The organism is Bacillus sp. 1A, from assembly GCF_052682215.1.
Map to the genome: position 1 here is coordinate 2,224,756 of NZ_JBQYLZ010000001.1, position 21,799 is coordinate 2,246,554.

Annotated in this window: 22 protein-coding genes, 1 pseudogene and 2 other annotated features; of the genes and pseudogenes, 13 read left to right on the forward strand and 10 right to left on the reverse strand. The window is 35.3% G+C overall.

The window, feature by feature from the left end; all coding sequences use genetic code 11:
- The 3 genes from ACUN0F_RS11205 to ACUN0F_RS11215 all read right to left on the reverse strand — a co-directional run bounded on the left by ACUN0F_RS11205 (window position 1) and on the right by ACUN0F_RS11215 (window position 5,662).
- Window positions 1-315 (reverse strand): 4a-hydroxytetrahydrobiopterin dehydratase, encoded by a 315-nt coding sequence (locus ACUN0F_RS11205; RefSeq protein ID WP_000979549.1) that lies wholly within the window; start codon window positions 313-315, stop codon window positions 1-3.
- A complete protein-coding gene (locus ACUN0F_RS11210; protein WP_264462038.1) occupies window positions 296-2,050 on the reverse strand; it encodes an aromatic amino acid hydroxylase in 1,755 nt (584 codons plus the stop codon). Before ACUN0F_RS11210 ends, ACUN0F_RS11205 begins: the two co-directional genes overlap by 20 nt.
- Window positions 2,051-2,212: 162 nt before the next feature.
- Window positions 2,213-2,440, reverse strand: a binding site (T-box leader).
- Window positions 2,441-2,490: 50 nt separating this feature from the next.
- Window positions 2,491-2,720, reverse strand: a binding site (T-box leader).
- Window positions 2,721-2,908: 188 nt separating this feature from the next.
- A complete protein-coding gene (locus tag ACUN0F_RS11215) occupies window positions 2,909-5,662 on the reverse strand; it encodes a S8 family serine peptidase (protein ID WP_445539502.1) in 2,754 nt (917 codons plus the stop codon).
- A 305-nt stretch (window positions 5,663-5,967) separates the two neighbouring features.
- Between ACUN0F_RS11215 and ACUN0F_RS11220 the strand changes: the two genes are divergently transcribed.
- Window positions 5,968-7,206, forward strand: coding sequence for a TolB family protein (locus ACUN0F_RS11220; RefSeq protein ID WP_264462036.1), 1,239 nt, complete (start codon window positions 5,968-5,970; stop codon window positions 7,204-7,206).
- A 41-nt stretch (window positions 7,207-7,247) separates the two neighbouring features.
- Here the strand turns inward: ACUN0F_RS11220 and ACUN0F_RS11225 are convergent, their stop codons facing one another.
- Both ACUN0F_RS11225 and ACUN0F_RS11230 read right to left on the reverse strand, forming a co-directional pair.
- A complete protein-coding gene (locus ACUN0F_RS11225; protein WP_000071861.1) occupies window positions 7,248-7,370 on the reverse strand; it encodes a DUF4023 domain-containing protein in 123 nt (40 codons plus the stop codon).
- A 69-nt stretch (window positions 7,371-7,439) separates the two neighbouring features.
- On the reverse strand, window positions 7,440-7,778 hold the full coding sequence (locus ACUN0F_RS11230; protein WP_000871130.1) for a hypothetical protein: 339 nt from the start codon (window positions 7,776-7,778) through the stop codon (window positions 7,440-7,442).
- 171 nt (window positions 7,779-7,949) lie between these two features.
- Here ACUN0F_RS11230 and ACUN0F_RS11235 point away from each other — a divergent pair, with 171 nt between their 5' ends.
- The 3 genes from ACUN0F_RS11235 (at window position 7,950) to ACUN0F_RS11245 (ending at window position 9,857) form a co-directional block, all read left to right on the forward strand.
- On the forward strand, window positions 7,950-8,552 hold the full coding sequence (locus ACUN0F_RS11235) for a histidine phosphatase family protein (RefSeq protein WP_000779732.1): 603 nt from the start codon (window positions 7,950-7,952) through the stop codon (window positions 8,550-8,552).
- 18 nt (window positions 8,553-8,570) lie between these two features.
- Window positions 8,571-9,095 (forward strand): delta-aminolevulinic acid dehydratase, encoded by a 525-nt coding sequence (locus tag ACUN0F_RS11240; protein WP_264460784.1) that lies wholly within the window; start codon window positions 8,571-8,573, stop codon window positions 9,093-9,095.
- A gap of 261 nt (window positions 9,096-9,356) precedes the next feature.
- The gene (locus ACUN0F_RS11245) at window positions 9,357-9,857 is read left to right on the forward strand and encodes a DoxX family protein (RefSeq protein ID WP_000236600.1); all 501 of its coding nucleotides are present in this window, start codon (window positions 9,357-9,359) and stop codon (window positions 9,855-9,857) included.
- 41 nt (window positions 9,858-9,898) lie between these two features.
- Here the strand turns inward: ACUN0F_RS11245 and ACUN0F_RS11250 are convergent, their stop codons facing one another.
- Together ACUN0F_RS11250 and ACUN0F_RS11255 are read right to left on the reverse strand one after the other, a co-directional pair.
- Window positions 9,899-10,777 (reverse strand): alpha/beta fold hydrolase, encoded by an 879-nt coding sequence (locus ACUN0F_RS11250; RefSeq protein WP_000819830.1) that lies wholly within the window; start codon window positions 10,775-10,777, stop codon window positions 9,899-9,901.
- 15 nt (window positions 10,778-10,792) lie between these two features.
- Window positions 10,793-11,626, reverse strand: coding sequence for a GNAT family N-acetyltransferase (locus ACUN0F_RS11255; protein WP_264460785.1), 834 nt, complete (start codon window positions 11,624-11,626; stop codon window positions 10,793-10,795).
- A 261-nt stretch (window positions 11,627-11,887) separates the two neighbouring features.
- Between ACUN0F_RS11255 and ACUN0F_RS11260 the strand changes: the two genes are divergently transcribed.
- Window positions 11,888-13,273 carry an alkaline phosphatase gene (locus tag ACUN0F_RS11260; protein ID WP_445539503.1) on the forward strand — a complete coding sequence of 462 codons (1,386 nt, stop codon included), beginning with the start codon at window positions 11,888-11,890 and terminating at the stop codon, window positions 13,271-13,273.
- A 55-nt stretch (window positions 13,274-13,328) separates the two neighbouring features.
- Window positions 13,329-13,796: a hypothetical protein gene (locus ACUN0F_RS11265; RefSeq protein WP_001201021.1), complete on the forward strand. Its 468-nt coding sequence runs from the start codon at window positions 13,329-13,331 to the stop codon at window positions 13,794-13,796.
- 77 nt (window positions 13,797-13,873) lie between these two features.
- On the opposite strand, the gene ACUN0F_RS11270 is transcribed toward ACUN0F_RS11265, so the two are convergent.
- Window positions 13,874-14,524 carry a GTP pyrophosphokinase gene (locus ACUN0F_RS11270; protein WP_000456212.1) on the reverse strand — a complete coding sequence of 217 codons (651 nt, stop codon included), beginning with the start codon at window positions 14,522-14,524 and terminating at the stop codon, window positions 13,874-13,876.
- A gap of 391 nt (window positions 14,525-14,915) precedes the next feature.
- On the opposite strand from ACUN0F_RS11270, the gene ACUN0F_RS11275 reads away from it, so the two are divergent.
- From ACUN0F_RS11275 to ACUN0F_RS11285, 3 genes and pseudogenes are all read left to right on the forward strand, one after another.
- On the forward strand, window positions 14,916-15,500 hold the full coding sequence (locus tag ACUN0F_RS11275; protein WP_445540817.1) for a nitroreductase family protein: 585 nt from the start codon (window positions 14,916-14,918) through the stop codon (window positions 15,498-15,500).
- A gap of 144 nt (window positions 15,501-15,644) precedes the next feature.
- Window positions 15,645-15,794, forward strand: coding sequence for a 50S ribosomal protein L33 (gene rpmG / locus ACUN0F_RS11280; RefSeq protein WP_001265617.1), 150 nt, complete (start codon window positions 15,645-15,647; stop codon window positions 15,792-15,794).
- A gap of 90 nt (window positions 15,795-15,884) precedes the next feature.
- Window positions 15,885-16,785 (forward strand): annotated as a pseudogene (locus ACUN0F_RS11285) (YcdB/YcdC domain-containing protein).
- 55 nt (window positions 16,786-16,840) lie between these two features.
- Here ACUN0F_RS11285 and ACUN0F_RS11290 read toward each other — a convergent pair.
- Window positions 16,841-17,635 (reverse strand): hypothetical protein, encoded by a 795-nt coding sequence (locus tag ACUN0F_RS11290; protein ID WP_445539504.1) that lies wholly within the window; start codon window positions 17,633-17,635, stop codon window positions 16,841-16,843.
- 187 nt (window positions 17,636-17,822) lie between these two features.
- Between ACUN0F_RS11290 and sigK the strand changes: the two genes are divergently transcribed.
- On the forward strand, window positions 17,823-18,536 hold the full coding sequence (gene sigK, locus ACUN0F_RS11295) for an RNA polymerase sporulation sigma factor SigK (protein ID WP_445539505.1): 714 nt from the start codon (window positions 17,823-17,825) through the stop codon (window positions 18,534-18,536).
- A gap of 290 nt (window positions 18,537-18,826) precedes the next feature.
- Entirely contained in the window at window positions 18,827-19,615 is a 789-nt protein-coding gene (locus ACUN0F_RS11300; RefSeq protein ID WP_264460788.1) for a phosphatidylserine decarboxylase, read from the forward strand.
- A gap of 148 nt (window positions 19,616-19,763) precedes the next feature.
- On the opposite strand, the gene ACUN0F_RS11305 is transcribed toward ACUN0F_RS11300, so the two are convergent.
- Complete coding sequence (locus ACUN0F_RS11305; protein ID WP_000853283.1) at window positions 19,764-19,919, reverse strand: sporulation histidine kinase inhibitor Sda; 156 nt, start codon at window positions 19,917-19,919, stop codon at window positions 19,764-19,766.
- Window positions 19,920-20,166: 247 nt separating this feature from the next.
- Here ACUN0F_RS11305 and ACUN0F_RS11310 point away from each other — a divergent pair, with 247 nt between their 5' ends.
- Window positions 20,167-20,679, forward strand: a complete 513-nt coding sequence (locus ACUN0F_RS11310) for a YqeG family HAD IIIA-type phosphatase (RefSeq protein ID WP_000765308.1) — start codon at window positions 20,167-20,169, stop codon at window positions 20,677-20,679.
- 3 nt (window positions 20,680-20,682) lie between these two features.
- A complete protein-coding gene (gene yqeH / locus ACUN0F_RS11315; RefSeq protein WP_445539506.1) occupies window positions 20,683-21,789 on the forward strand; it encodes a ribosome biogenesis GTPase YqeH in 1,107 nt (368 codons plus the stop codon).
- Window positions 21,790-21,799: the final 10 nt, after the last annotated feature.

The window sequence follows — 21,799 nt, forward strand, 5'->3', positions numbered from 1 at the left end:
TTACTTTCTTATAATTGCTTTTTCGTTTCGTAAAAATAGTTCATCAAACTGCTTTGCAAGCTCAAAATCTAGTTTCGTTAAACCTTTTGCATTCCAAGATGACAAAGTAATAATGACTGCTTTATACTGGATAAGGATAAATGGATGGTGATTACGTTCTTCTGATAGTTTGGCGGCTTCAGAGACAAATTCGACTCCTTTTAAGTAGTCGGAAAACATATATTTTCGTTCAATCCATTTTTCATCTTTTATCATCCATTTATCCACCTTTAATAATTCCCCTTGAACTTCTTCTTCAGTTAATCGTAGCATCATTTTTCACATCCTTTACATGCAGTAGTGCAAGACCATTGTTAATAAGGCGTGTTACAGCTTCGTCAGTTGTGAAAGTAGAAAGTTGTTGTAATAATGCTGCTGATGTTTCGTGTCCTTTGTTATGCTCTAAAAGTAATTCTAATATTTCAAGGCGAAGCAGCCATTCTTTCGGATAAAATTTATTTAATACCTCTTGAATTGCTACTAATTGATCGACATGTGCGTCGTGTAAAATACCTCCACCTCGAATATCACGAACTGTTTGATACATACGATCCAGCTCAGTTAATGCAAGAGGTGCTGGAGTTTCCTCTGTTTCTTCATCAATTGGGAAAAATGATGCTGCATCTGCTGCTCCTGGGAATACTGAAATGATTTGTGAGCCAACAGCCATATCAAATGCGCCCCATGAAGCATCAAATAATACGCGGGCGTTATAAGTAACTGTGCAATCGATAAAGGAAATAAGAGCAATTTTCTTATCATTTTTTATAATATCTGTTACTTTTCCTTTTACATGAATACCACTTGCAAAAGTAAACTCAGCAATATTTCCAATTGTAATTCCTAATGATTGTAGTTGTTCATCTGTACAATTTTCTAATGCAATATTTTCAGTGAGTAATCCAATTGGTGTTCCAAAGCCGTCACTGTGTACAGAGGTAGAATGATTCGCTAGTTGTTTATTATGAATTGCTAATGCAGTTGGCGAATTTGTTCGCATGTAAATCACTTTACCTGCATCGTTTTCAATTGTCTCGCTGAATGTACCTGTAATCTGTAATCCACTAGTTAGTTCCGCAGTTGCATAGTTTTCAGAGCGAATCGCTTTTTCTAAACCTTCTTTTCCACCAGTTTTAAAGGCCATTGTTTCAGAAAACTTTTCAAGTGCTTCGGTTAATTCTTCAAATGATTCACAAACAAATAGTTGTGGTTGCATTTTTGTTACGTCATAAGTTGTACCTGTACATGCCTCGATAGAGAATGGAACCTTTTCTACAGCGTCTGTTAAGCAATGTTTGCTTTCGCCAACAGAAGAAAGGAGACCAGCACCATATATTTTTGGAGCATCTATATTTCCGATTAACCCATATTCTACTGTCCACCAGAAAAGACGTGAAATTTGTTCAGCTTCTGATAAACCAGAAACTAATTTTTGTTTTTCAATTACAGTATTTTCAGCAGCGGCAACTTCGTCAGGAGTAGAAGTAGGGCTTTCTTTTACGATTGTTAATGTACGAACAGCTTCAAAAGCATCATGTTCTTCTTTTGTAGAGAAAGCTTTCGCACCAATTTGTCCAAAGCGTTTCACATACTTCGCATATGTAGGATCCAGTAAAATAGGTGCGTGTCCTGCTGCTTCGTGTACGATATCTGGAGCTGGTGTATACTCGATATTTTCTACTTTGCGAATATCTGTTGCGATTGGTAGTAATCCGTGTCCTTGGAAATCAAAGAATGCTACGCCGGGAATAAGTCCATCAATTGTTACAGCTCCCCATCCGCTTGGTGCTAAACAGTCATTCATTTCTTCTACCTTTGGAATTGCATCTATATTTATACCAGATGATTGTAGTCCGTTCACATAGGCTGGATGAGCAACGTCTTTTAAGAAACTATGATTTTGTCTCATAATGTAACGCCAAACAGCGTGATTCACCGGTGTATATTGATCATAATGCTGCGTGGATACGAATGGTTTTAAATGCGATGGAATTTCTGTTTTCTTTGTCATTTAGACATCCTCCTTGTTTTCTATAAAGTTGAATATTGGTTGGGTATAGCTGGAACCACCACCTTTCAAAATTGTAAGCGCTTATAAAATTTTATCATAAGATTCGGAATTATTTAACATTTGTTTCTGTGAGAAATAGAAAAAGCCCCTATCGGAAAATCCGATAGGGGCGAAAGAATCGCGGTACCACCCTATTTGTAAGTGAAAACATACTTACATCTCAATTAATGATAACGGAAAAACTCCGTCTTTTCCTTCATGCGTACAAGCACTACGAAAAAGAAGCTCCAGAATTGTAATTCATACTTATATATGTGCTAATTTCCACCGACCATTAGCTCTCTGTAACAGGGATATAAGATATTACTGCGATTCTTTCAACGCGTATATATGAAATTGTGCAAAGGGACGGACGCAAAAAAGCCCCTATCGGAAAATCCGATAGGGACGATAAAAATCGCGGTACCACCCTAATTGTAAACAGAAAAATTGTTTACCACTCACTTTAAGATAACGGAAAGATCCGTCTTTCTCTTCATGCATTATGTGCACTACGGGAAAGAAGCTCCAGAATTGTAATTCACGCTTGTATATGTACTGATTCGCACCAACCATCAGTTCTCTGAGACAGGGATATAAGTCGCTACTAGTATTCCTTCAAAGCCGATATATAATTCGTTCAACTAAACTATGTTTCGTATTATAAAACTATTTTTAAAAGATTGTCAACAATAATTTTATCCCGCTATTTGTGGGCAGTAAAACTTCTACCTCAAAATTCGGCCGGAGCAAAGAAGTTAGATGGAAGCTTTACTGTCCGTAAACGTCCGATTGGTGAGGGCTGATTAAAGTTTTACTTCATTTCACTTCTAAGTCAACATTTAAATTAGATGTATTTCCAGCTGCATCAGTTGCTACAATATGAATAGTATTTTTTCCTTGTTGTAATTGGTTACGATCGAAATAAATATCATAACTTTTCTCCCAAGGATTCAAGAACGCACTTTCCCACATACCATTTCCATTAATTTCATATTGCATTCTCACTGGAATACCAGGTGCAACCCAACCAGATTCTGTCATCCAATCTAGTAGGATATCGTCAACTTTTCCTCTAATTACGAGATTTTCTTGATCAACTTCATGTGTTAATTTCGGTGCAGTTCGGTCAATAAATACAGCCGCTGTTTGTTTCGTTTCTCCGCCTGAATTAGAAGCAACAGCTTCAATTTGATATAGACCATCCGCTAGTGGTGATCCATCTATTTTTGTACCATTCCATTTGAAAGGTTTATAACCTGCTGTTTCATTTTTTCCTTGATAAATCATTCCTTGGTATGTCACACGTTCTTTTGTAACTAAGTTAGCGTGTAACGTTACATCTTCGACTGGAGCAACTAAATAGTAGTTGATGAGATTATCATCTAATATGTTATCGCCGTTTGGACTAAAAGTAGAATTAATAATTTCGAGACCGTCGATACGTTTATAATCTTTAGGGTCGATACTAAATGTAAATGGAATACGCATTTCTTCAGTTTTCCCTTGCTCTTTTACATACAGATTCCCAGTATACACACCTTGTGGTAGTGAGCTATCGACAGTGATAGTAAATGGCTTTTCCGTATTACTATTTGGCTGTGCGCTAATCGATGAAGGAACAGAAGTTTTTACTTTTGTTTTTGTGTTTGCATCTAGTAATTCTACACGAGTTGAAAAGCTTTTCTTTTTACTAGAAAGATTTTGTAACGTAATATTTTGTGTTAGTTTCACTTTGCCGCTATTCGGTTTAATAAGACCGAAACTTACATTGTTCGGTTTCACTAACGCATCCGTTTGAGCTGCTTTCGGAATGTTAATTAAACCTGATCCTTGTGCCATAACAGGATATGTATTTTCATTGACATCCTTTAATGTTTTTGCAGTGTTGGCAAGAGCAGATTTCAATTGTTCTGTCGTCCAATCAGGATGCATTTGACGTAGTAAGGCAACGGCTCCTGCTACTTGTGGCGCAGCCATACTTGTTCCGTTGTGAGATTCATAGCCACCCCTTGGTACCGTACTAGTAATTTGTACGCCAGGTGCAACAACATCAGGTTTTATGAGCCAACTTCCTTGTGATGGTCCTCTGGAACTAAAGTTACCAATAAGTTCTGTTTTGTTCGGTTGTCCAATTTTTATATTTTTCTTTCTTTTTGTAATTAAATTTTTCAACTCTTCACCATTTGTATTTGATAGTTGCATAACTGGAAGAGCTATCTCTTCACGGCCAAAATATTCAGGCATAATATTAATTTCTTTTTCATTAGAAATTAGTAGCACCCCGATAGCTCCAGCTTGTTTCGCTTGTTCTGCTTTTACTAACGTGCTCGAAGTTCCTTGTAAAACGAGGGCAAACTTCCCTTTCACATCTTGTTTAGCGTAATCGCTTGAATTACCGTAGCCAACATAGACAAGCTGAGCATCGTTTTCTACTTGGAAATCTGCTTTTGATAACGGTAATCCTTGGTAAGATTTATTAGAACCAGCTACTTGGAATGTTGGGAATGGAATAGAAACAGTCGATGCGCCAACAGAGATGACACTACTTGCGTTACCAGGAGCATCAACAGACCAAGGTTTTGGTCCATCATTTCCATTTGAAACAACTGCAGTAACACCAAGCTTTGCTGCGCGTTCTAACGTCATTGTTACAGGTTGATCAGGGACATTCAAATCTTGACCGAGAGATAAATTTAAAACGTCAGCACCATCTTGAATAGCGCGCTCAATACCTTGGATAATATCATCGGTCGTACCAGTTCCACCATCGTTCATGACACGGTAAGCGAGTATAGAAGCATTCGGAGCAACGCCTTTAATTTTTCCGTTACCAGCAATAATACCAGCTACATGAGTACCGTGTACGTTACCATCCATCGGATCGTTATCCTCATCGACTGTATCGTATCCACCGATATAGTTTGCTTGTAAGTCGGGGTGTGTATAGTCTACGCCAGAATCAATAATAGCGACTTTCATACCTTTTCCATCAAGCGGTTTGCCAGATGGATCTTTTAAATTCCATGCTTCAGGTGCACCGATTGTCGGTCCGCCAATATTTGGCGCTTCTTCTTTAGTAGCGCTTTTTGCTGTTTCATGCAATTTATATGTTAAGTTCGGATAAACAGCTTTTACTTCGGGTAAAGAAGCTAAAGCAGCAATTTGATCTCCTGGGATAGAAATAGAGAATCCAGAAAATAACGTGCTATATGTTTCTTTTATCTTTGCTTTTGGTGCTTTTTCTTTAATTTTCTTTGTTGTATCCTCTTGCGCCTTTTTTAGTAGTGCATGGTATGATTGCACACTTCCATTTTTTAAATCTGGAGCATGCTGAATGTTACTTTGTGAAGCGAGCGGAGCATGATGCAATTCTACAATGACTGAAATTTCTTTTGATGTTTTTGTTTCAACATTTTGCGCGATTTTGTTTTCTCCCCATTGCTCAATATTCGCTTTTAACTGTGGACTAAATTGCTTCTCCTTTTGCAGCGATTCAGCATGCGCGCTTAAAGCTCCAAAACTAGAAAAGACAAGCGCCATACTTAATAGTGCAGATGTAGTTTTTTTCATTGAAACTCCCCCTAATAAAAAGTGACAATATTCCGAAAAGTTATCTTACATTTTTGTTCTGAAATATAAAATCGAATGTTGGCTAAACTATACTTTCGACATAATTCATACCAATCCTCTTTGAATTAAAAAAATTTGGGAAATTTTTTGGGATTATGTCGAATGGCTCATACACAGCGGGGGAAGCCCATCCTCCACTGTGCATAAATCCACAACAATTGTGCAGTAACTGCCAATCAATGCGGAGTGAAATTCGCATATAGTAAGTGGAATATGAGGAATGCTATAAGAAAATGGAGGGACGTATGAAAAAAATTATCGTGAGTAGTAGTGTGGTTTTGTTTATTTTTTTATCTTCAATGTTTAGTACTCGTGCGGAACATAATGGGGTGAAGGTTGCTTTTATTCGTCATCATGATCTTTGGGTTAAAATTGATGGAAAAGAAAAACAAATAACAAAAGGCGAGTACATAACAGGGCCGAAATGGTCTCATGATGGAGAATGGATTTCTTATGCTAAAGGAAAGAAGCAAAACACCTTGGAGTTGTGCCGACTGGAAGATGGAAAAAAAGTTAGGCCATTGCAATCTGAGGTATCGAATTATCAATGGTCACCGAAAGAGAATATAATTGCATTTGTATTTGCAAATACATTAAATACGTTTGATGTCAAAAATAAGAATACAGATTTTGAAAATGTGTCAGCTGGTGTAGGTGATTATGCATGGTACCCTGATGGAAAGAAGTTTCTTGTATCTTCTGAAGCACACTTACTTCCAACAGGATGGACAGGAGCTCAGCTATATGAAGTGCAAATAGATGCACATATGAATCCTCACAAAATGAAGCATTTGTATGCATTACCAAATGAACATGATGATTTTCTAGCGCTAGTTGCAAGTGGGTTTGAGTGGTCACCGGATCAAAGGTGGATTTCATTTTTAGCGGTACCGACAGCTTCGTGGTCAGCTGATAGTAATACGCTTTGCTTAGTTCGAGCAGATGGCAGTCGCTTTGAAAAGGTAGATCAAATGTTATTAAACACACAATGGTTCAAATGGGCGCCATCCAAGAATATTTTAGCTTATATTGAAGGAAGCGGAAGAGTTGCGTTAGAGAATAAACATTTAAAAGTAAAAGAGCTGCCGGCACTTCAGCAGAACACCTTTACGCCGAAAGGATATGTCGATTGGGATTTTGTATGGAAGAACGATAAAGTAATGATCGTTTCACGAGCAAAAGAGGCAGGGATAGAAACTCCGCCAGAAAAAAGGCCACTGCCATCCTTATATGAGATCGATAGTACAAGCGACGAACAACATCAAATCACAAAGCCACCCCATAAGCAAGGTGACTATCATCCCATCTTTATGAAGAAGAACAATCAATTAATATGGATACGTTCAGACCGTAAGAAAGCCAATGTATGGCTTTCCAGTAGTGATGGAAAACAGGAAAAGAAGTGGATTGAAAATATAGATGTACCAGAATGGTATTATGAGAAATGGAACTGGGAAAATGTCATCTCGGTAAAAGAAGAATAAAAAACCTGCCTAAAAGATAATTTTAGGCAGGTTTTTTATTGTTATTTATGTGTTTTATTTGGCTTTTTTTTCGCGGGGTTTCCGTTTCCTTGACGCTTTCTATTTTGTTCATCTTTTGCTTGTTTTTCATGTAGTGTATCTAAAAAGTCATTCGAGTTACTCATTTTTATATCGCTCCTTTCATTTCGTCCTAATTACTATAACCATTTAGGAGGATAATCATGAGATAAAAGTTAAGCGCTTAATTTTCTTCGATAGTATACGTAAAATATGCCATACGTAATAAATAGCATAAGTAAAACTTGTAACTCTACATTTTCTTTTAAAATAGTTGCGACAGAAGATGGTAAGTAAGGTGATGTATTACTCGTTCCTAAACCTAACCATTTGTTTAAGAGGTTAATGATACAAAACATGAAAACACCAGACCAGCTTGCAATAATTGCTTTCTGTTTAATTTTTGTTTCACGTTCATCATCTGTAATCCAAGGATTAGCGGTTTTATCACTATTAAAAAATCCATTTATGTATCCCCATATGATCATTCCGATAAAGGCGATAATCCATTTCATATTTGTGATTCCCCTCTCTCTTGTAAAAAGTATTTTACATATTATAATTGTAATGTTTTTCAATTAATTGTGTCAAATGTTTTTTACATACCAGTTTTTCATATAGCAGGAATAAAGAATGAGGTAGGGAAGAAATATGTAAGAGGATTTCATAGAGAGAGGAGGCTGGATATGAAGCTTGTCTTTGTTCGGCACGGAGAAGGTGAACATACAAAGGATTTGCCGTCAAGTTTACAAGTGCTTCATCCGCCATTAACGGATGAGGGAAAGAATCAGGCTAAATTACTTCAATGCAATGTGCCATTACAAGAAACGGATATATTAATTGTTAGTCCTACACGTAGAACTTTACAAACAGCGGCAATATGGAGTGCGAAAGTAGCTTGTCAAAAAATCGTCCACCCATATGTATCCCCACGTATTTTTCCTTATCGAGAAGGAGCGAAAACATTACCATGTGATGACATAGTAGATCAGGAAATGATAGCAAATTTATTTCCACATTTTTCGATAGAGAAAAGTACAAATAAGCAGTTATGGACGGAAGGTATAAATACTATTTCAGAGAATCGTTTTCAGCAAATAGTAGATGAATTTCTTCTTTGGTGCTATGAGCTAGGCGCTGAAAAAATTTGCATTGTATCTCACGACGGGACAATTACAGCGTATAGGCAATATGTACAGAAAGTCGTTTTAACTAGATCTGATTTTTTGCAAGAAACGGGTATATATGAAATGGATGTATCTTTTAAAAGTCTGATTGATGAGATCTAATGATAGGATGGAGGGTGTATGTTGAATGTTGCATTAGTAGTTGGTTTTAATTCGGATTTAGAGGCGCAATCAATCCGAGCATTGCTTGAATATTTTGGGGCAAAAGTTGTAACATACTGGATTGGTAGACCGAGAGAGTTCATTAATATTCTTTCTGGAAAGGGTTTATATAATGATATCAATTATGTTATTTTTTGCTTTCATGGTGAGGAAGGAAAGTTTGTCATGGAAGAGTTAGGTGAAGATATATATGAACAAGATGAACCGAGGGGATACTTTGGTGCAGCAGAAATTTATAAATATGCAAAATTGCATAATACACATATTGTAAATAGCGGGTGTACGTTAGGGGAGCAAAATCTAGCAGAATCTTTTTTACGCAGTGGGGCGAAATCGTATATTGGATCGATAGATTATGTAGATGGAAATGCAGCACTTATGTTTACTATACGCTTATTTTACGGGGTTATTAACCATGAAAAAACGTTAGAAGAAGCGAGGTTAATTGATGAGGAGACACATACATTTCGATTCTATAACTAGTGTGAAACATGTTTATTCTATATTCGAATAAACGTGTTTCACATTTAACTCACATTTTTTTTGCATTTTTTTCAATGAAAATGATTATCACCTGTGGTATGATATGTTCAAGTTTTTACAGGTAATAGAAGTTACTATATATTAGTATTTAATGTTTTTTTATGTATGTCACAAATTATTCATGATTAACATTTTAAAAATAAGTAACTAATGATATTATATTATCTGTAACTAACTTAATTACAACTTTAGGAGGAAGATATGGTTATTCAATTTTTAAGAGAAAACAAAGCAGTTTCTTTTGTGTTGGCAGTAATTCGAGTGTATCTTGGTTACACATGGTTAATGGCTGGAATCGGTAAACTACAAGGAAAAGGGTTCGATGCAACTGGTTATTTACAAGGTGCAATTGAAAAATCTAAAGGAGCACAACCGGCTGTGCAATCTTGGTGGGCATCATTTTTACAAGACTTCGCAATTCCAAACGTTGATCTATTTAATACACTTGTAACGTGGGGAGAAATTTTAGTCGGAATTGGTTTAATTGTAGGCTGTTTAACAAAAACAGCGGTCTTTTTCGGTCTTGTAATGAACTTTTCCTATATGTTTAGTGGGTCAATTGGTGTAAACCCTGAAATGGTTATCCTATCAATGTTTGTCCTAGTCTCTGGTATGAACGCTGGTAAATTTGGAATAGATGGTTTCGTTATTCCGAAAGTATTAGGATCAAAAACTCAAAAACGCCAAAAGCAAGCTGCTTAATATATGAAAGCGGGTATCTCAAAATGAGATACCCGCTTATGTTATTTTTCAACTTTATTGTTCTTAAAGAAGTCTTTTACATACCCTACAAATTCTTGTGGCTCTTGACGAAATGGTGCATGATAACCTTTTTCGATAATATGGAAAGTACTATTTTTTAAGAATTGATGATACGTTTCTCCTTCTTTCCAAGAAACGCTACTATCATTTCTTCCCCATATAATTAAGGTTGGTTGTTTAATTTCATTTGCATTGATTTGAAGACGTCTAGGCCATAATTTCATTTTATTGTAATGCTCTTCATCATTACGCTTGGATTTAACTTTGTTTTCATCATAATCTGCAATAGTAGAAACGGTATTTAAATCAGTCGATAACTGTGGTTTTGGTGAACCTTGTTTATTAACGAATGTATGAGGGCCGCCTGTAGCATCAGTTAAAATAAGGTGGGTAACGGCTTCAGGATATAAATAGGTTAAATTAAGAGAAATTTCTCCGCCCATTGAGTGTCCTAGTGTTGCAAACGAATCATAACCTAGTTTTTTCATTAGTTTATAATACAAATTTGCATGGGTAGGGAAAGAGTAGTAAAAATCCATTGGCTTAGATGAGCGCCCGAATCCTAAAGCATCTACAGAAATAATTGTATGATCTTTTGCTAAGTCTGAGTAAATCTTTTGAAAACCATCTGATGATCCTCCAAATCCATGGATCATAAGTAAAGGTGGTTTTTCATTACCAATCTTTTTAAAGTAAATGGTTTGACCATCTATTTCTACCATTTTTTCCTCGGTAGCTAGTTTCGCTGTAAGTGTATTTTTAACTTGTTTTACTTGTTCTACTGGCTTTTCTGCTGCACTACATCCTACTAAAAGTGTAAGAGTAAGACAACCTACCATAAAATAGCTAAATCGCTTCAATTAGGTGTCCCCTTTCTAACATAACGCTGTGTCTATCATAGCAAATAGCATATTACGATTTCCAGGAAGTTGGCTACCATTTTTCATCATAAGAGGTGAAAGAAGCGTTTCTTGGAAATTTTCTGTTTGAAGAAATTTACGAAATGAAAATTGTGAATGTGGGACATCGATCCTTACTGTGCCATTCCAACACTCGCAGATTTTCTTGAATAATTGAATAGCATCCTTCTCTTGCTTTGCGATAAGTGGATTGACGCATAATATATTTCCTTTTTGTATACATAAGGAAAAAGCTTCTATACAGTTATTTCTCTCAATTTTAAAAGAGTGGCTAGTTCTTGGTAATAGCGATGAGTAAAGTAAGGAACGATTAGCACCAGTTGTAATTTGATCGAGAGAAATAAGTGAGACAAGATCTTGTTCTTTCACTTGTTGCGTATGAGTGATATGTGTTTTAGTAGTTTGTTTCTCAAAACGATGAATCGTTGTTACTGTTTTAAATCCGCATGATGTATAAAGAGGCTCGCCAGCTTTTGTTGCAAGAAGTGCAATTGGTTGTTTTGGGAGAGTGTGTTCTAAGCAACGATTTAGCAAAATACGCCCGATGCCTCGGCCTTGAAAATTAGGATGAACGATTAACATGCCAATAGTAGAAAAACTATCTTTAAAAGGAAATACTCCTCCAGCTGCAATCAGTTTATTTTCATGCATATAACCAATAAGTGTGCCGAGAGAAAGATACATTTCGAATTGCTTTTTCATAAATGCTTTATCTTGTAACCATCCAATAGCTTTGCAAAGGTCGAGTAAATCAAAAATAAAAGATTCATCTAGCTTTATTGTTTTCATAAATACTCCCCACATTTCTATTAATTTTCATAAAAGTAGATTGAAAATGTTAAATAAGAGATTTACGTTAAATGAAATCCAACTTGTTTATATTTGGATTGTAAAGGCGAAGAATGTTGATACGAACAGACAAACTTATACAAATTATAACTTATATTTACATAAGTTAACAAAAAATTTACATATAACTAATTTTCTCTTAATAGTCTTCTATTAAATTTGATAGTGGGAAATGAATAACCTAATTAGGGGGACAATATAGTGAAAAAGTTTGTAAAAAAAGCATGGCCATTTGCAGTTGTGGCGTCGTTAGCTGTTACTTCGGTAGCAACATGGAATTTTACTCGTTCTAGTGAGGTTAATGCAGATGAGAGCGGAAGCAATGCAAAGATTAAAAATGTCATTGTATTAATTGGGGATGGTATGGGACCTTCATACATGACGGCTCATCGTTATATGAAAGATAATCCAAAAACATTCGAGATGGAATCTACAGAGTTTGATAAGCATCTTGTAGGAACACAAAAAACATATCCGGAAGATGAACATGAAAATATTACAGACTCTGCATCAGCAGCAACAGCTATGTCAGCGGGAATTAAAACATATAATGCGGCAATTGCAGTTGATAATGATAAAGCAGAAGTGAAAACTGTTCTTGAACAAGCGAAAGAAAAAGGGAAATCAACAGGATTAGTTGCTACTTCTGAAATTACACATGCAACACCAGCTGCTTTCGGTGCGCATGACATTAGTCGTAAAAATATGGATGCAATTGCAAATGATTATTTTGATGAAAAAATTAAAGGGAAGCATAAAGTAGATGTTATGCTTGGCGGCGGCGTAAAAAACTTTGTTAGAAAAGATCGTAATCTTACAGAGGAGTTTAAGAAATCTGGTTATAGCTACGTAACAGATCGAGATCAATTGTTAAATGATAAAAACGATCAAATTTTAGGTTTATTTGCACCAGGCGGTTTAGATAAAATGATTGACCGTAATGAGAAGACACCTTCATTAGAAGAAATGACAAATGCAGCAATTGAGCGTTTGAACAAAAATAAAAATGGTTTCTTCTTAATGGTTGAAGGAAGTCAAATCGACTGGGCTGGACACGATAATGATATCGTAGGTGCAATGAGTGAAATGGAAGACTTTGAAAAAGCATTTAAAGCAGCGATTGAGTTTGCGAAAAAAGATAAAAATACGTTAGTCGTTGCAACGGCAGACCACGCTACTGGCGGATTATCTTTAGGTGTGAATGGTGAGTATAACTTTAAAGTAGATCCAATTAAAGCTGCAAAACGCACACCAGACTTCATGGCAAATGAGATTGCAAAAGGTGCAAATGTAGAAGAGACATTGAAAAAATATATTGATTTACAATTAACACCAGAAGAAATTAAAGCGGTAAATGATATTGCTCCTTCAAAAGATGTAACAAAGATTGATAATGCGATTGAGGATATTTTCAATAAGCGTTCGGTTACAGGATGGACGACAGGTGGACATACGGGGGAAGATGTAAACGTATATGCATTTGGCCCTGGTAAATACTTGTTCTCTGGCGTTCAAGAGAATACAAATATCGCTAAACGTGTCTTTGATATTGTTGGCGGTGGCGATCCGAATAAAGGAAGACGCTAATTATCAAGAAAAGTGAGGCGAAATGCCTCACTTTTCTTTTTAGGAGATGGGAAAGATGAGGGCTTTTTTCAGAGGGATAGGATCCCTTCTAATAGGTGTAGTATTGCTAGTTGGATGTCAATCCAAGGAGAATCATATAGAACAAAAATCTACTACTAAAAAAATTGAGGAGAAGGTACAAATAACGAAAGAAGAAGAGAAATCGATTCAAGATGTTATGGAGAAATTTGTACGGACGACAAATGAAAAAAATCTTGCTGAACATATGGAGTTATTCTCAAAGAAGATGCCTAGTGCTGAAGATTTAAAAACACAAAAAGAAGCCGCTTTTCAAAAGGGAAATAAGAAAATTGAATTGGAACATATAGACATGAACGCTAGTAAAGCAGGGTATGTTGTAGTTGAAACAAAGGAAAAGGAAATAGAGGGAGAGGTCACTCTTCAGAAGAAAGTACAGTATGCACTTGGAAAAGAAGAGGATGGCTGGAAAATTGAAGAAGTTCGCACGATAGGGAAAAAATAACGTGAACCTTTAATCGGAGAGCCTTACTGCCCGTAAATAGCGAAAAAAAAAAGGTTCTCATTGGAGAGAACCTTTTTTTATAGTGGTAACAGAATTTGATTTGAACATGCTTCGATATCATCAATATCTTGGCGAATTGTTGCCATTTTATTATCAAGATCTTCAGCTTTCATTGCTGCATCATGTAGTTCATCTTTTAAATACTCAGGTATTTTCCCCTCATATTTATAATAAAGTTTATGTTCTAAACTCGCCCAAAAGTCCATAGCAAGTGTACGTAACTGGATTTCTGCAAATACATCTTTTGTACCAGAATTCAGTGATAAAGGATACTTAATGATCATGTGTAAACTTTTATATCCGTTTCCCTTTGGATTAGCGATATAATCTTTTACTTCTATGATTTCCATATCCTCACGCTTTTGAATGACTTCTTTTAAATGATAAATATCTTCTACGAAGCAACATGTAATACGAATGCCGATGATATCTTGTAAATGCGTTTGCGCATTCTCAACTGTCGGTAATAAATTTTTACGCTCAAGCTTTTTAATAATACTTTCAGGTTGTTTTAATCTTGTTTTTATATGTTCAAACGGGTTGTAATCCTCTAAAAATTGAGCTTCCCGGTTCATAATTTCAAATTTAGTTTTTAACTCTTCTAAAGCAAATGTATACGGTAGTACAAAAGCTTTCCAGTAGTTAACTGTTGATTGATTATATTCCATTTATATACACACCTTTTCCTATTTACAAGTGAGGTTGTTATTATACTAAATACCAAAGCATATAAGCGCAAGCAGCAAATGATGAGATCATAAAACGATATTTAGTTTTCATACTTTCAACTCCTTTCGAGTAAGATTCTATATGAATAAACGTGATTGTTAATAAATTCACTATGTACAATTCTTATAGTAATAGATTCGTGTGAATTTCGTATGAACTAATTGTTTCAGATTTTTGTCTTTTTTTTGTAAATCATCATTATTATCCATAATTTAAAGTGTTTTCATTTGATTTATTCGATTGTATGAATTAATGTATATTTGAATTTATGGTTATTAAGGAGGCTATACGGTGAACTTTGAAGAATTAGCAGTTGCCAGACGTTCCGCAATGAAATTTGAACAAGGAATAGAAATCCCTAATGAGGATTTTAAAAAAATATTTGAGCTAACAAAGCTTTCGCCATCTTGTTACAATTTGCAGCATACACATTATGTTGTAATTCGTGATCAAGAGCGAAAAGAAAGATTAAAAGAGCTAGCTTTCAGACAATATAAAGTATCGAGTGCATCTGCGGTAATACTTGTTTGTGGTGATAAGAGAGCATATCAAAATGTCGAAAATATTTATTTCGGTATGAAGGTTTTAAAGATGATTGATGAATGTGAATATAAAGATACAATTAAGCAAACGAAAGGGCTATATGAAGGAAAAGGAGAACGCTTCATGGAAGAGGAAGCGATTAGAAATGCATCGTTAAGTGCGATGACTTTTATGTATGCAGCTAAATATTACGGCTATGATACGTGCCCAATGATCGGTTTCGATGAAAAAGCAGTGCAAAGTGAATTAAATATGCCGGAGCATGTAGTACCTGTTTTAATGATTACGATAGGAAAAAGCGATACTACTAAAATTCGCCCACGGGGATATCGAAAGCCGATTAGTGAGTTTGTTACATATGAAACATTTTAAAAAAAGGTATAGCTTACTTAAACAAAAGGGTTCTATTTAGATCCCTTTTGTTTTGTAATTGACAAATAGAATAAAGTTATATAACATATAAATCGTAATCATTACGTTTTAGTTTGCGATCTTTGAAAGAAAGGAGAATTGCATATGCGTGTAAATATTACATTAGCTTGTACGGAGTGCGGTGATCGTAATTATATTTCTAAAAAAAATAAACGAAACAATCCAGAGCGCATCGAACTAAAAAAATATTGTCCACGATTAAAGCGAGTAACGCTACATCGTGAGACGAAGTAGAAGACTAGAGATATCTCTAGTCTTTTTTGTTTATAGCCATTTAGTTTTATTTGTTATAATTACCTTAAATTGTAATGAAGGAGAGGTATGATGAATCAAAAAGATAAAGAAAGAAAAGAGCAAGTGGCTCATATGATTGATATTCCAGATGATTATAGGCTTGTCGTAGATGATCAAGAAGGTGTGGATGACCCATATCATCTATTATGGTGGGAACATAAAGACGATGAGGAGAGAACGATACAAATTACCCTGAATAGACATACTGGTAATTTAATCGAATTTAGTATAGATGATAAAAAATATTTTTCGAGTGGTAAGGAAGCGATAGGAGAGAATAAAGCAAGAGAGATTGCAAATGCATTCTTAAAAAAATATACAAATGAATGAATTCTTTAAAAAGCATTTACCGATGTTGAAATATAATAATTTAGTTAGCGTTACAATTGATAAATTAACCAATGAATTAACTAGTTTTATAAAACTGACAGATGATAAAGAAGTAAAGCAAATACTGTCTAGAGAGGAATGTTTACAAAAAGCACTTCAATTTTTAGAACGAGTTATTCCAGATATCACACAATATCTGCGTCTTTGGGAGGAACGTGAAGAAGCAGAAGATGGGATTGAAAGATTTATCTTTTCTGTATATATCAATGATATTCCGGCAGAGTATAACCAATTTATGGTCAACATCAATACAGAAAATGGTGCTGTGATGCACTACTCTGGAGAGTCTAGCAACTTTATAAAAGAATTGCTTACATATGAAACAACACCAAAAGTAACAAAAGAAAAAGTATTACAAATATACAAAGAGGCCATCCGAGTTAATTTAGAATGGGACATAGATAATGATGCAGAAGAAACAGTATATAAATTATTATATAAACAAACAACAGATGAAAATCATAAAGAACCCTCTGGCTGTAGTCGAGAAATTCGTTATATTGATGCGCATACCGGGGAGAAAATTTGGAGTGAGTATTAGTAAAAGCCAATCGATACGTATCGATTGGCTTTTACTATGTTCTTAGAATCATTTATTAATTGCCGTTAAGTGGTTGAAGAATACCATCTTGAGCTTTTGACCAATCATATAGGTTTCCATCAGATCCCACTGCAAAATTTAGCGCACGAGAGTTTTCAGGAGATTCGCGTCCGTATAATACGTCGTATAGCTTAATACCATTTATTGTGCCAATTAGTTTGTCTTCGCTGGAGCTGTAACGAATTTCATTTGAGCGAGCTCCCATTCTTTTTTCTAGAACTTTTATAGCATCTTCACTTGTGAATGTATTAGTATCAGTTTGTTTATTTGGTTGCTTAGCTGGTTGTTGCTCTTTTTGTGTGTTTTTAGATTCTGCTTCAGGTTTCGTATTATTTTCAGTTTTTGCATTGTTTTTAGTTGTTGTACTGTTCTCAGCTTTTGCGTTGTTTTTAGTTGTTGTGTTGTTCTCAGTTGTTGTGTTGTTCTCAGTTTTTGCATTGTTTTTAGTTGTTGTGCTGTTCTCAGCTTTTGCGTTGTTTTTAGTTGTTGTGTTGTTCTCAGCTTTTGTGTTGTTCTCAGTTTTTGCGTTGTTCTCAGCTTTTGTATTGTTCTCAGTTTTTGCGTTGCTCTCAGTTTTTACGTTGTTCTCGGTTTTTGCGTTGTTCTCAGCTTTTGCACTGTCTTCAGTTTTTTGGCTATCTTCCGTTTTTGTACTGTCTTTTAATACGGCAGTATCTTGTTTAGTAGCCTCAGTTTTTGTAGGAGACGTTTGTTGTCCACAGGCTGAAAGTAAGAAAAATGATGATGTGAGTATTACAAGGTTTCTGATTTGTGATGTAGCGTATCGCATGAAAACACCTCTTTCAAAATTTTGGAATCTTACATATTGTAATACATTGGAAAAAATATTCAAGGTATGAAAGACTTATTTCGCTCGACAAAAAGCTAAGGATTCCATATTTATATCGTACAGACACAAATAACCTCACGCCCACATACACATAGTAAAGACCACTATTTTGGCGGAGGTGAAAGGTTTGAGTCTATTCGCCGCAATTGGATATATGGTTCGAGAAGTGTTTGTCTTTGTTTCTTATGTGAAGAATAATGCGTTTCCGCAGCCGTTATCATCAGACGATGAGAGAAAGTACTTAGAGTTAATGGAGCAAGGTGATGCTCAAGCGAGAAATCTGTTAATTGAACATAATTTACGGCTTGTAGCTCATATCGTTAAAAAATTTGAAAACACAGGGGAAGATGCAGAAGATTTAATTTCAATTGGTACAATTGGGCTCATTAAAGCAATCGAGAGCTATTCGGCAGGAAAAGGCACAAAACTTGCGACGTATGCAGCACGATGTATTGAAAATGAAATTTTAATGCATTTACGTGTACTGAAAAAAACGAAAAAAGACGTTTCACTTCATGATCCAATCGGGCAAGATAAAGAGGGGAATGAAATATCGCTTATTGATATATTAAAATCAGAGTCTGAAGATGTAATTGATATGATTCAGCTTAGTATGGAGTTAGAAAAGATTAAAGAGTATATCGATATTTTAGACGAACGAGAGAAAGAAGTAATCGTGAAGCGTTTTGGACTGGGGCTTGATAAGGAGAAAACGCAACGAGAGATTGCAAAGGCACTTGGTATTTCCAGAAGCTACGTATCAAGAATTGAAAAGCGCGCTTTAATGAAAATGTTCCATGAATTTGTAAGAGCTGAGAAAGAGAAAAAAGCGAACGAATAATGTACATTGCAAGCAGCCATATTTTAAAATGGGCTGCTTTTCTTTTTGTAAGTAAGGAAAGAAAAAGAGTTGTGTTCAGAAGAAATCTATGTTCACTGTTGAAAATGACGGATTCTATCTGTAATATTAGAGGGTGCTAAACAATTTAAGAATAATACCATACTTAGTTTTCCGCATGTATAATGAAACAGTTCTATATGATATGTGGGAATAAGAACCAATTTTACATATGATATAGAAGAAAAAGAAGGGGAAGCTAAAGTTATAGACTGATTAGGAGGTTTCGCAATTTGCGACGTACATTATATCGACTTATGATCGAACTTACAAATGGTCGTTTTACTTCTTATATATTACGTAAATTTGCACAATCTCGTTTGAGCTCTATCATTATTCCATCGTATGCGAAAGTTTTTCAAATTAACCAAGATGAGATGGAAAAGGGTTTGAAGGAATATAGAACATTGCATGAATTATTTACGCGTAAGCTAAAAGAAGGAAAGCGTAGTGTTGATACAGATGCATCGAGTATCGTTAGTCCTGTTGATGGTGTTTTTGCTGATCACGGTCCTATTGAGGACACAAAAACATTTCATATTAAAGGTAAGCGTTATTCAATCGTGGATATGCTAGGTAATGAAGAACGTGCAAAGCGATATGCAGGTGGTACATACATGGTTATTTATTTAAGCCCAAGTCATTATCATCGTATTCATAGTCCGCTTTCTGGTTCTGTGACTGAAAGGTTTGTACTTGGTAGAAAGTCATATCCGGTAAATGCAGCTGGTATGGAATATGGGAAAGAGCCATTGTCAAAAAATTATCGCTCTGTTACAGAAGTAAATAGTGACGGTGAACATATGGCACTTGTAAAAGTAGGAGCTATGTTTGTTAATAGTATTGAGCTGTTGCATGAAAGAGACACTGTTCAAAAAGGTGAAGAAATGGCATACTTTACATTTGGCTCAACAGTTGTGTTATTGTTTGAAAAAGATATGATAGAAGTAGTGCAGGAATTGAAGAGTGGACAAGAGCTTCGTCTTGGTGAAAAAATTGCTACTCGTTCGGCTCATAAGTAAAGAAAACATTTTATAACTGTAAGCAAGAGTTATGGACAAAGATGCTTAATGATGAAATTCCCTAGATGGGAGTACTTGTTTATTCGAGAGCCATCGCAGGATGGCTCTTTTTACAAGTTAGCTCATTAAAATTTCACTTTATATGTAATCAAGACGATTTGACAAGCTTGTCCTCTAATGAGCGTCTAATCATTTCTTGTTTTATAAGTAAAATGAAGTCGGGATTTAATTTTAGTTCTTTTGCTTTATAATAAGACTCAGTGAGTAACTCAGTAGACAACTGTTCCATATATTTTGTTTTCAAGGTGAGTCACCTCCTAATAATTTAAGGATTGATTCGTTGTTGCATTTAATGTACCAAAAAAATATGACAGTCACAAACGAGTGGTTATCCACATACCTAGGTGGATAAAATGTGTATAGATTGTTAGTAAATTCCAAATTAGCTGAAAAATTAATGTGGAAAATGTGTACAATTTTATCCACAGGTCATATATCGAAATATGTTGTCGAAAAATTTTTATGAAAACTCCTCAAAGAGGTGAAAGAAATTGAAGCTATTTTTACCAAATGAATATGTGAAAAATGTATATCATGTTCAACCAGAAGATTTGAAAAAACGTGGAATTAAAGGTGTCATTACTGATTTAGATAACACGTTAATTGAATGGGATCGTCCAAATGCAACGCCACAACTTGAAGAATGGTTTTTGAAAATGAAAGAGCAAGGTATTCAAGTAACGGTCGTTTCAAATAATAATGAGCAACGTGTGAAAGACTTTGCTGATCCATTAGGCATTCCATTTATTCATAGTGCGCGTAAACCATTTGTTCGCGCGTTTAAGCGTGCGATACAAGAGATGCACCTGCAACCAGATGAAGTTGTAGTAATTGGAGATCAGTTACTAACGGATGTTTTAGGTGGAAACCGAGTGGGACTTCATACAATTTTAGTTGTACCGGTAGCACAAACGGACGGATTAGTAACGCGCTTTAATCGAAAAATTGAACGAAGAATTATGAGAAATATGAAGAAAAAAGGTTTAATTAACTGGGAGGAATAAAGTTTGACTGAAACAATTAAATGTATTGGTTGCGGTGTAGAAATTCAAACAGAAGATAAAAACGAAGTGGGATATGCTCCTACCTCATCTTTAGAGAAAGAACAAGTAATTTGTCAACGCTGTTTTCGCTTGAAACATTATAACGAAATTCAAGATGTATCATTAACAGATGATGACTTCCTACGTATTCTAAATGGAATTGGAAAATCGGATGCGTTAGTAGTTAAAATTGTAGATATTTTTGATTTTAATGGTAGCTGGTTACCTGGCCTACATCGTTTCGTGGGAAATAATAAAGTATTACTTGTTGGAAATAAAGCTGATTTAATTCCTAAGTCAGTAAAACATGATAAAGTAAAGCATTGGATGCGCTATAGTGCAAAGCAGCTAGGATTAAAGCCAGAAGATGTCTTTTTAATTAGTGCAGCAAAGGGACAAGGGATTGCTGAGTTGGCAGATGCTATTGAGTATTACCGCGGCGGAAAAGATGTTTACGTTGTTGGATGTACGAATGTAGGAAAATCAACATTTATTAATCGTATGATTAAAGAATTTAGTGATGAGACTGAAAATGTAATTACAACATCTCATTTCCCAGGAACAACACTTGATTTAATTGATATTCCGTTAGACGAAGAATCTTCTTTATATGATACGCCAGGTATTATTAACCACCATCAAATGGCTCATTATGTTGGAAAAGAAAGCTTAAAGCTTATTACACCAACAAAAGAAATTAAGCCAATGGTGTTCCAATTAAATGAAGAACAAACACTATTCTTCAGTGGATTGGCACGTTTTGATTATGTAAGTGGTGGTCGTCGTGCATTTACTTGTCACTTCTCGAATCGTTTAACAATCCATCGTACAAAGCTTGAGAAAGCAGATGAATTGTATAAAAATCATGCTGGGGAATTACTAAGCCCGCCAACACCAGAAGAATTAGAAAATATGCCAGAGTTAGTGAAATACGAATTTAATATTCGTGAACCAAAAACGGATGTTGTATTCTCTGGATTAGGATGGGTTACGGTAAACGAATCGGGAGCAAAAATTGTTGCACACGTACCAAAAGGAGTAAGTGTTTCGCTACGTAAATCTTTAATTTAATATGGAGAGG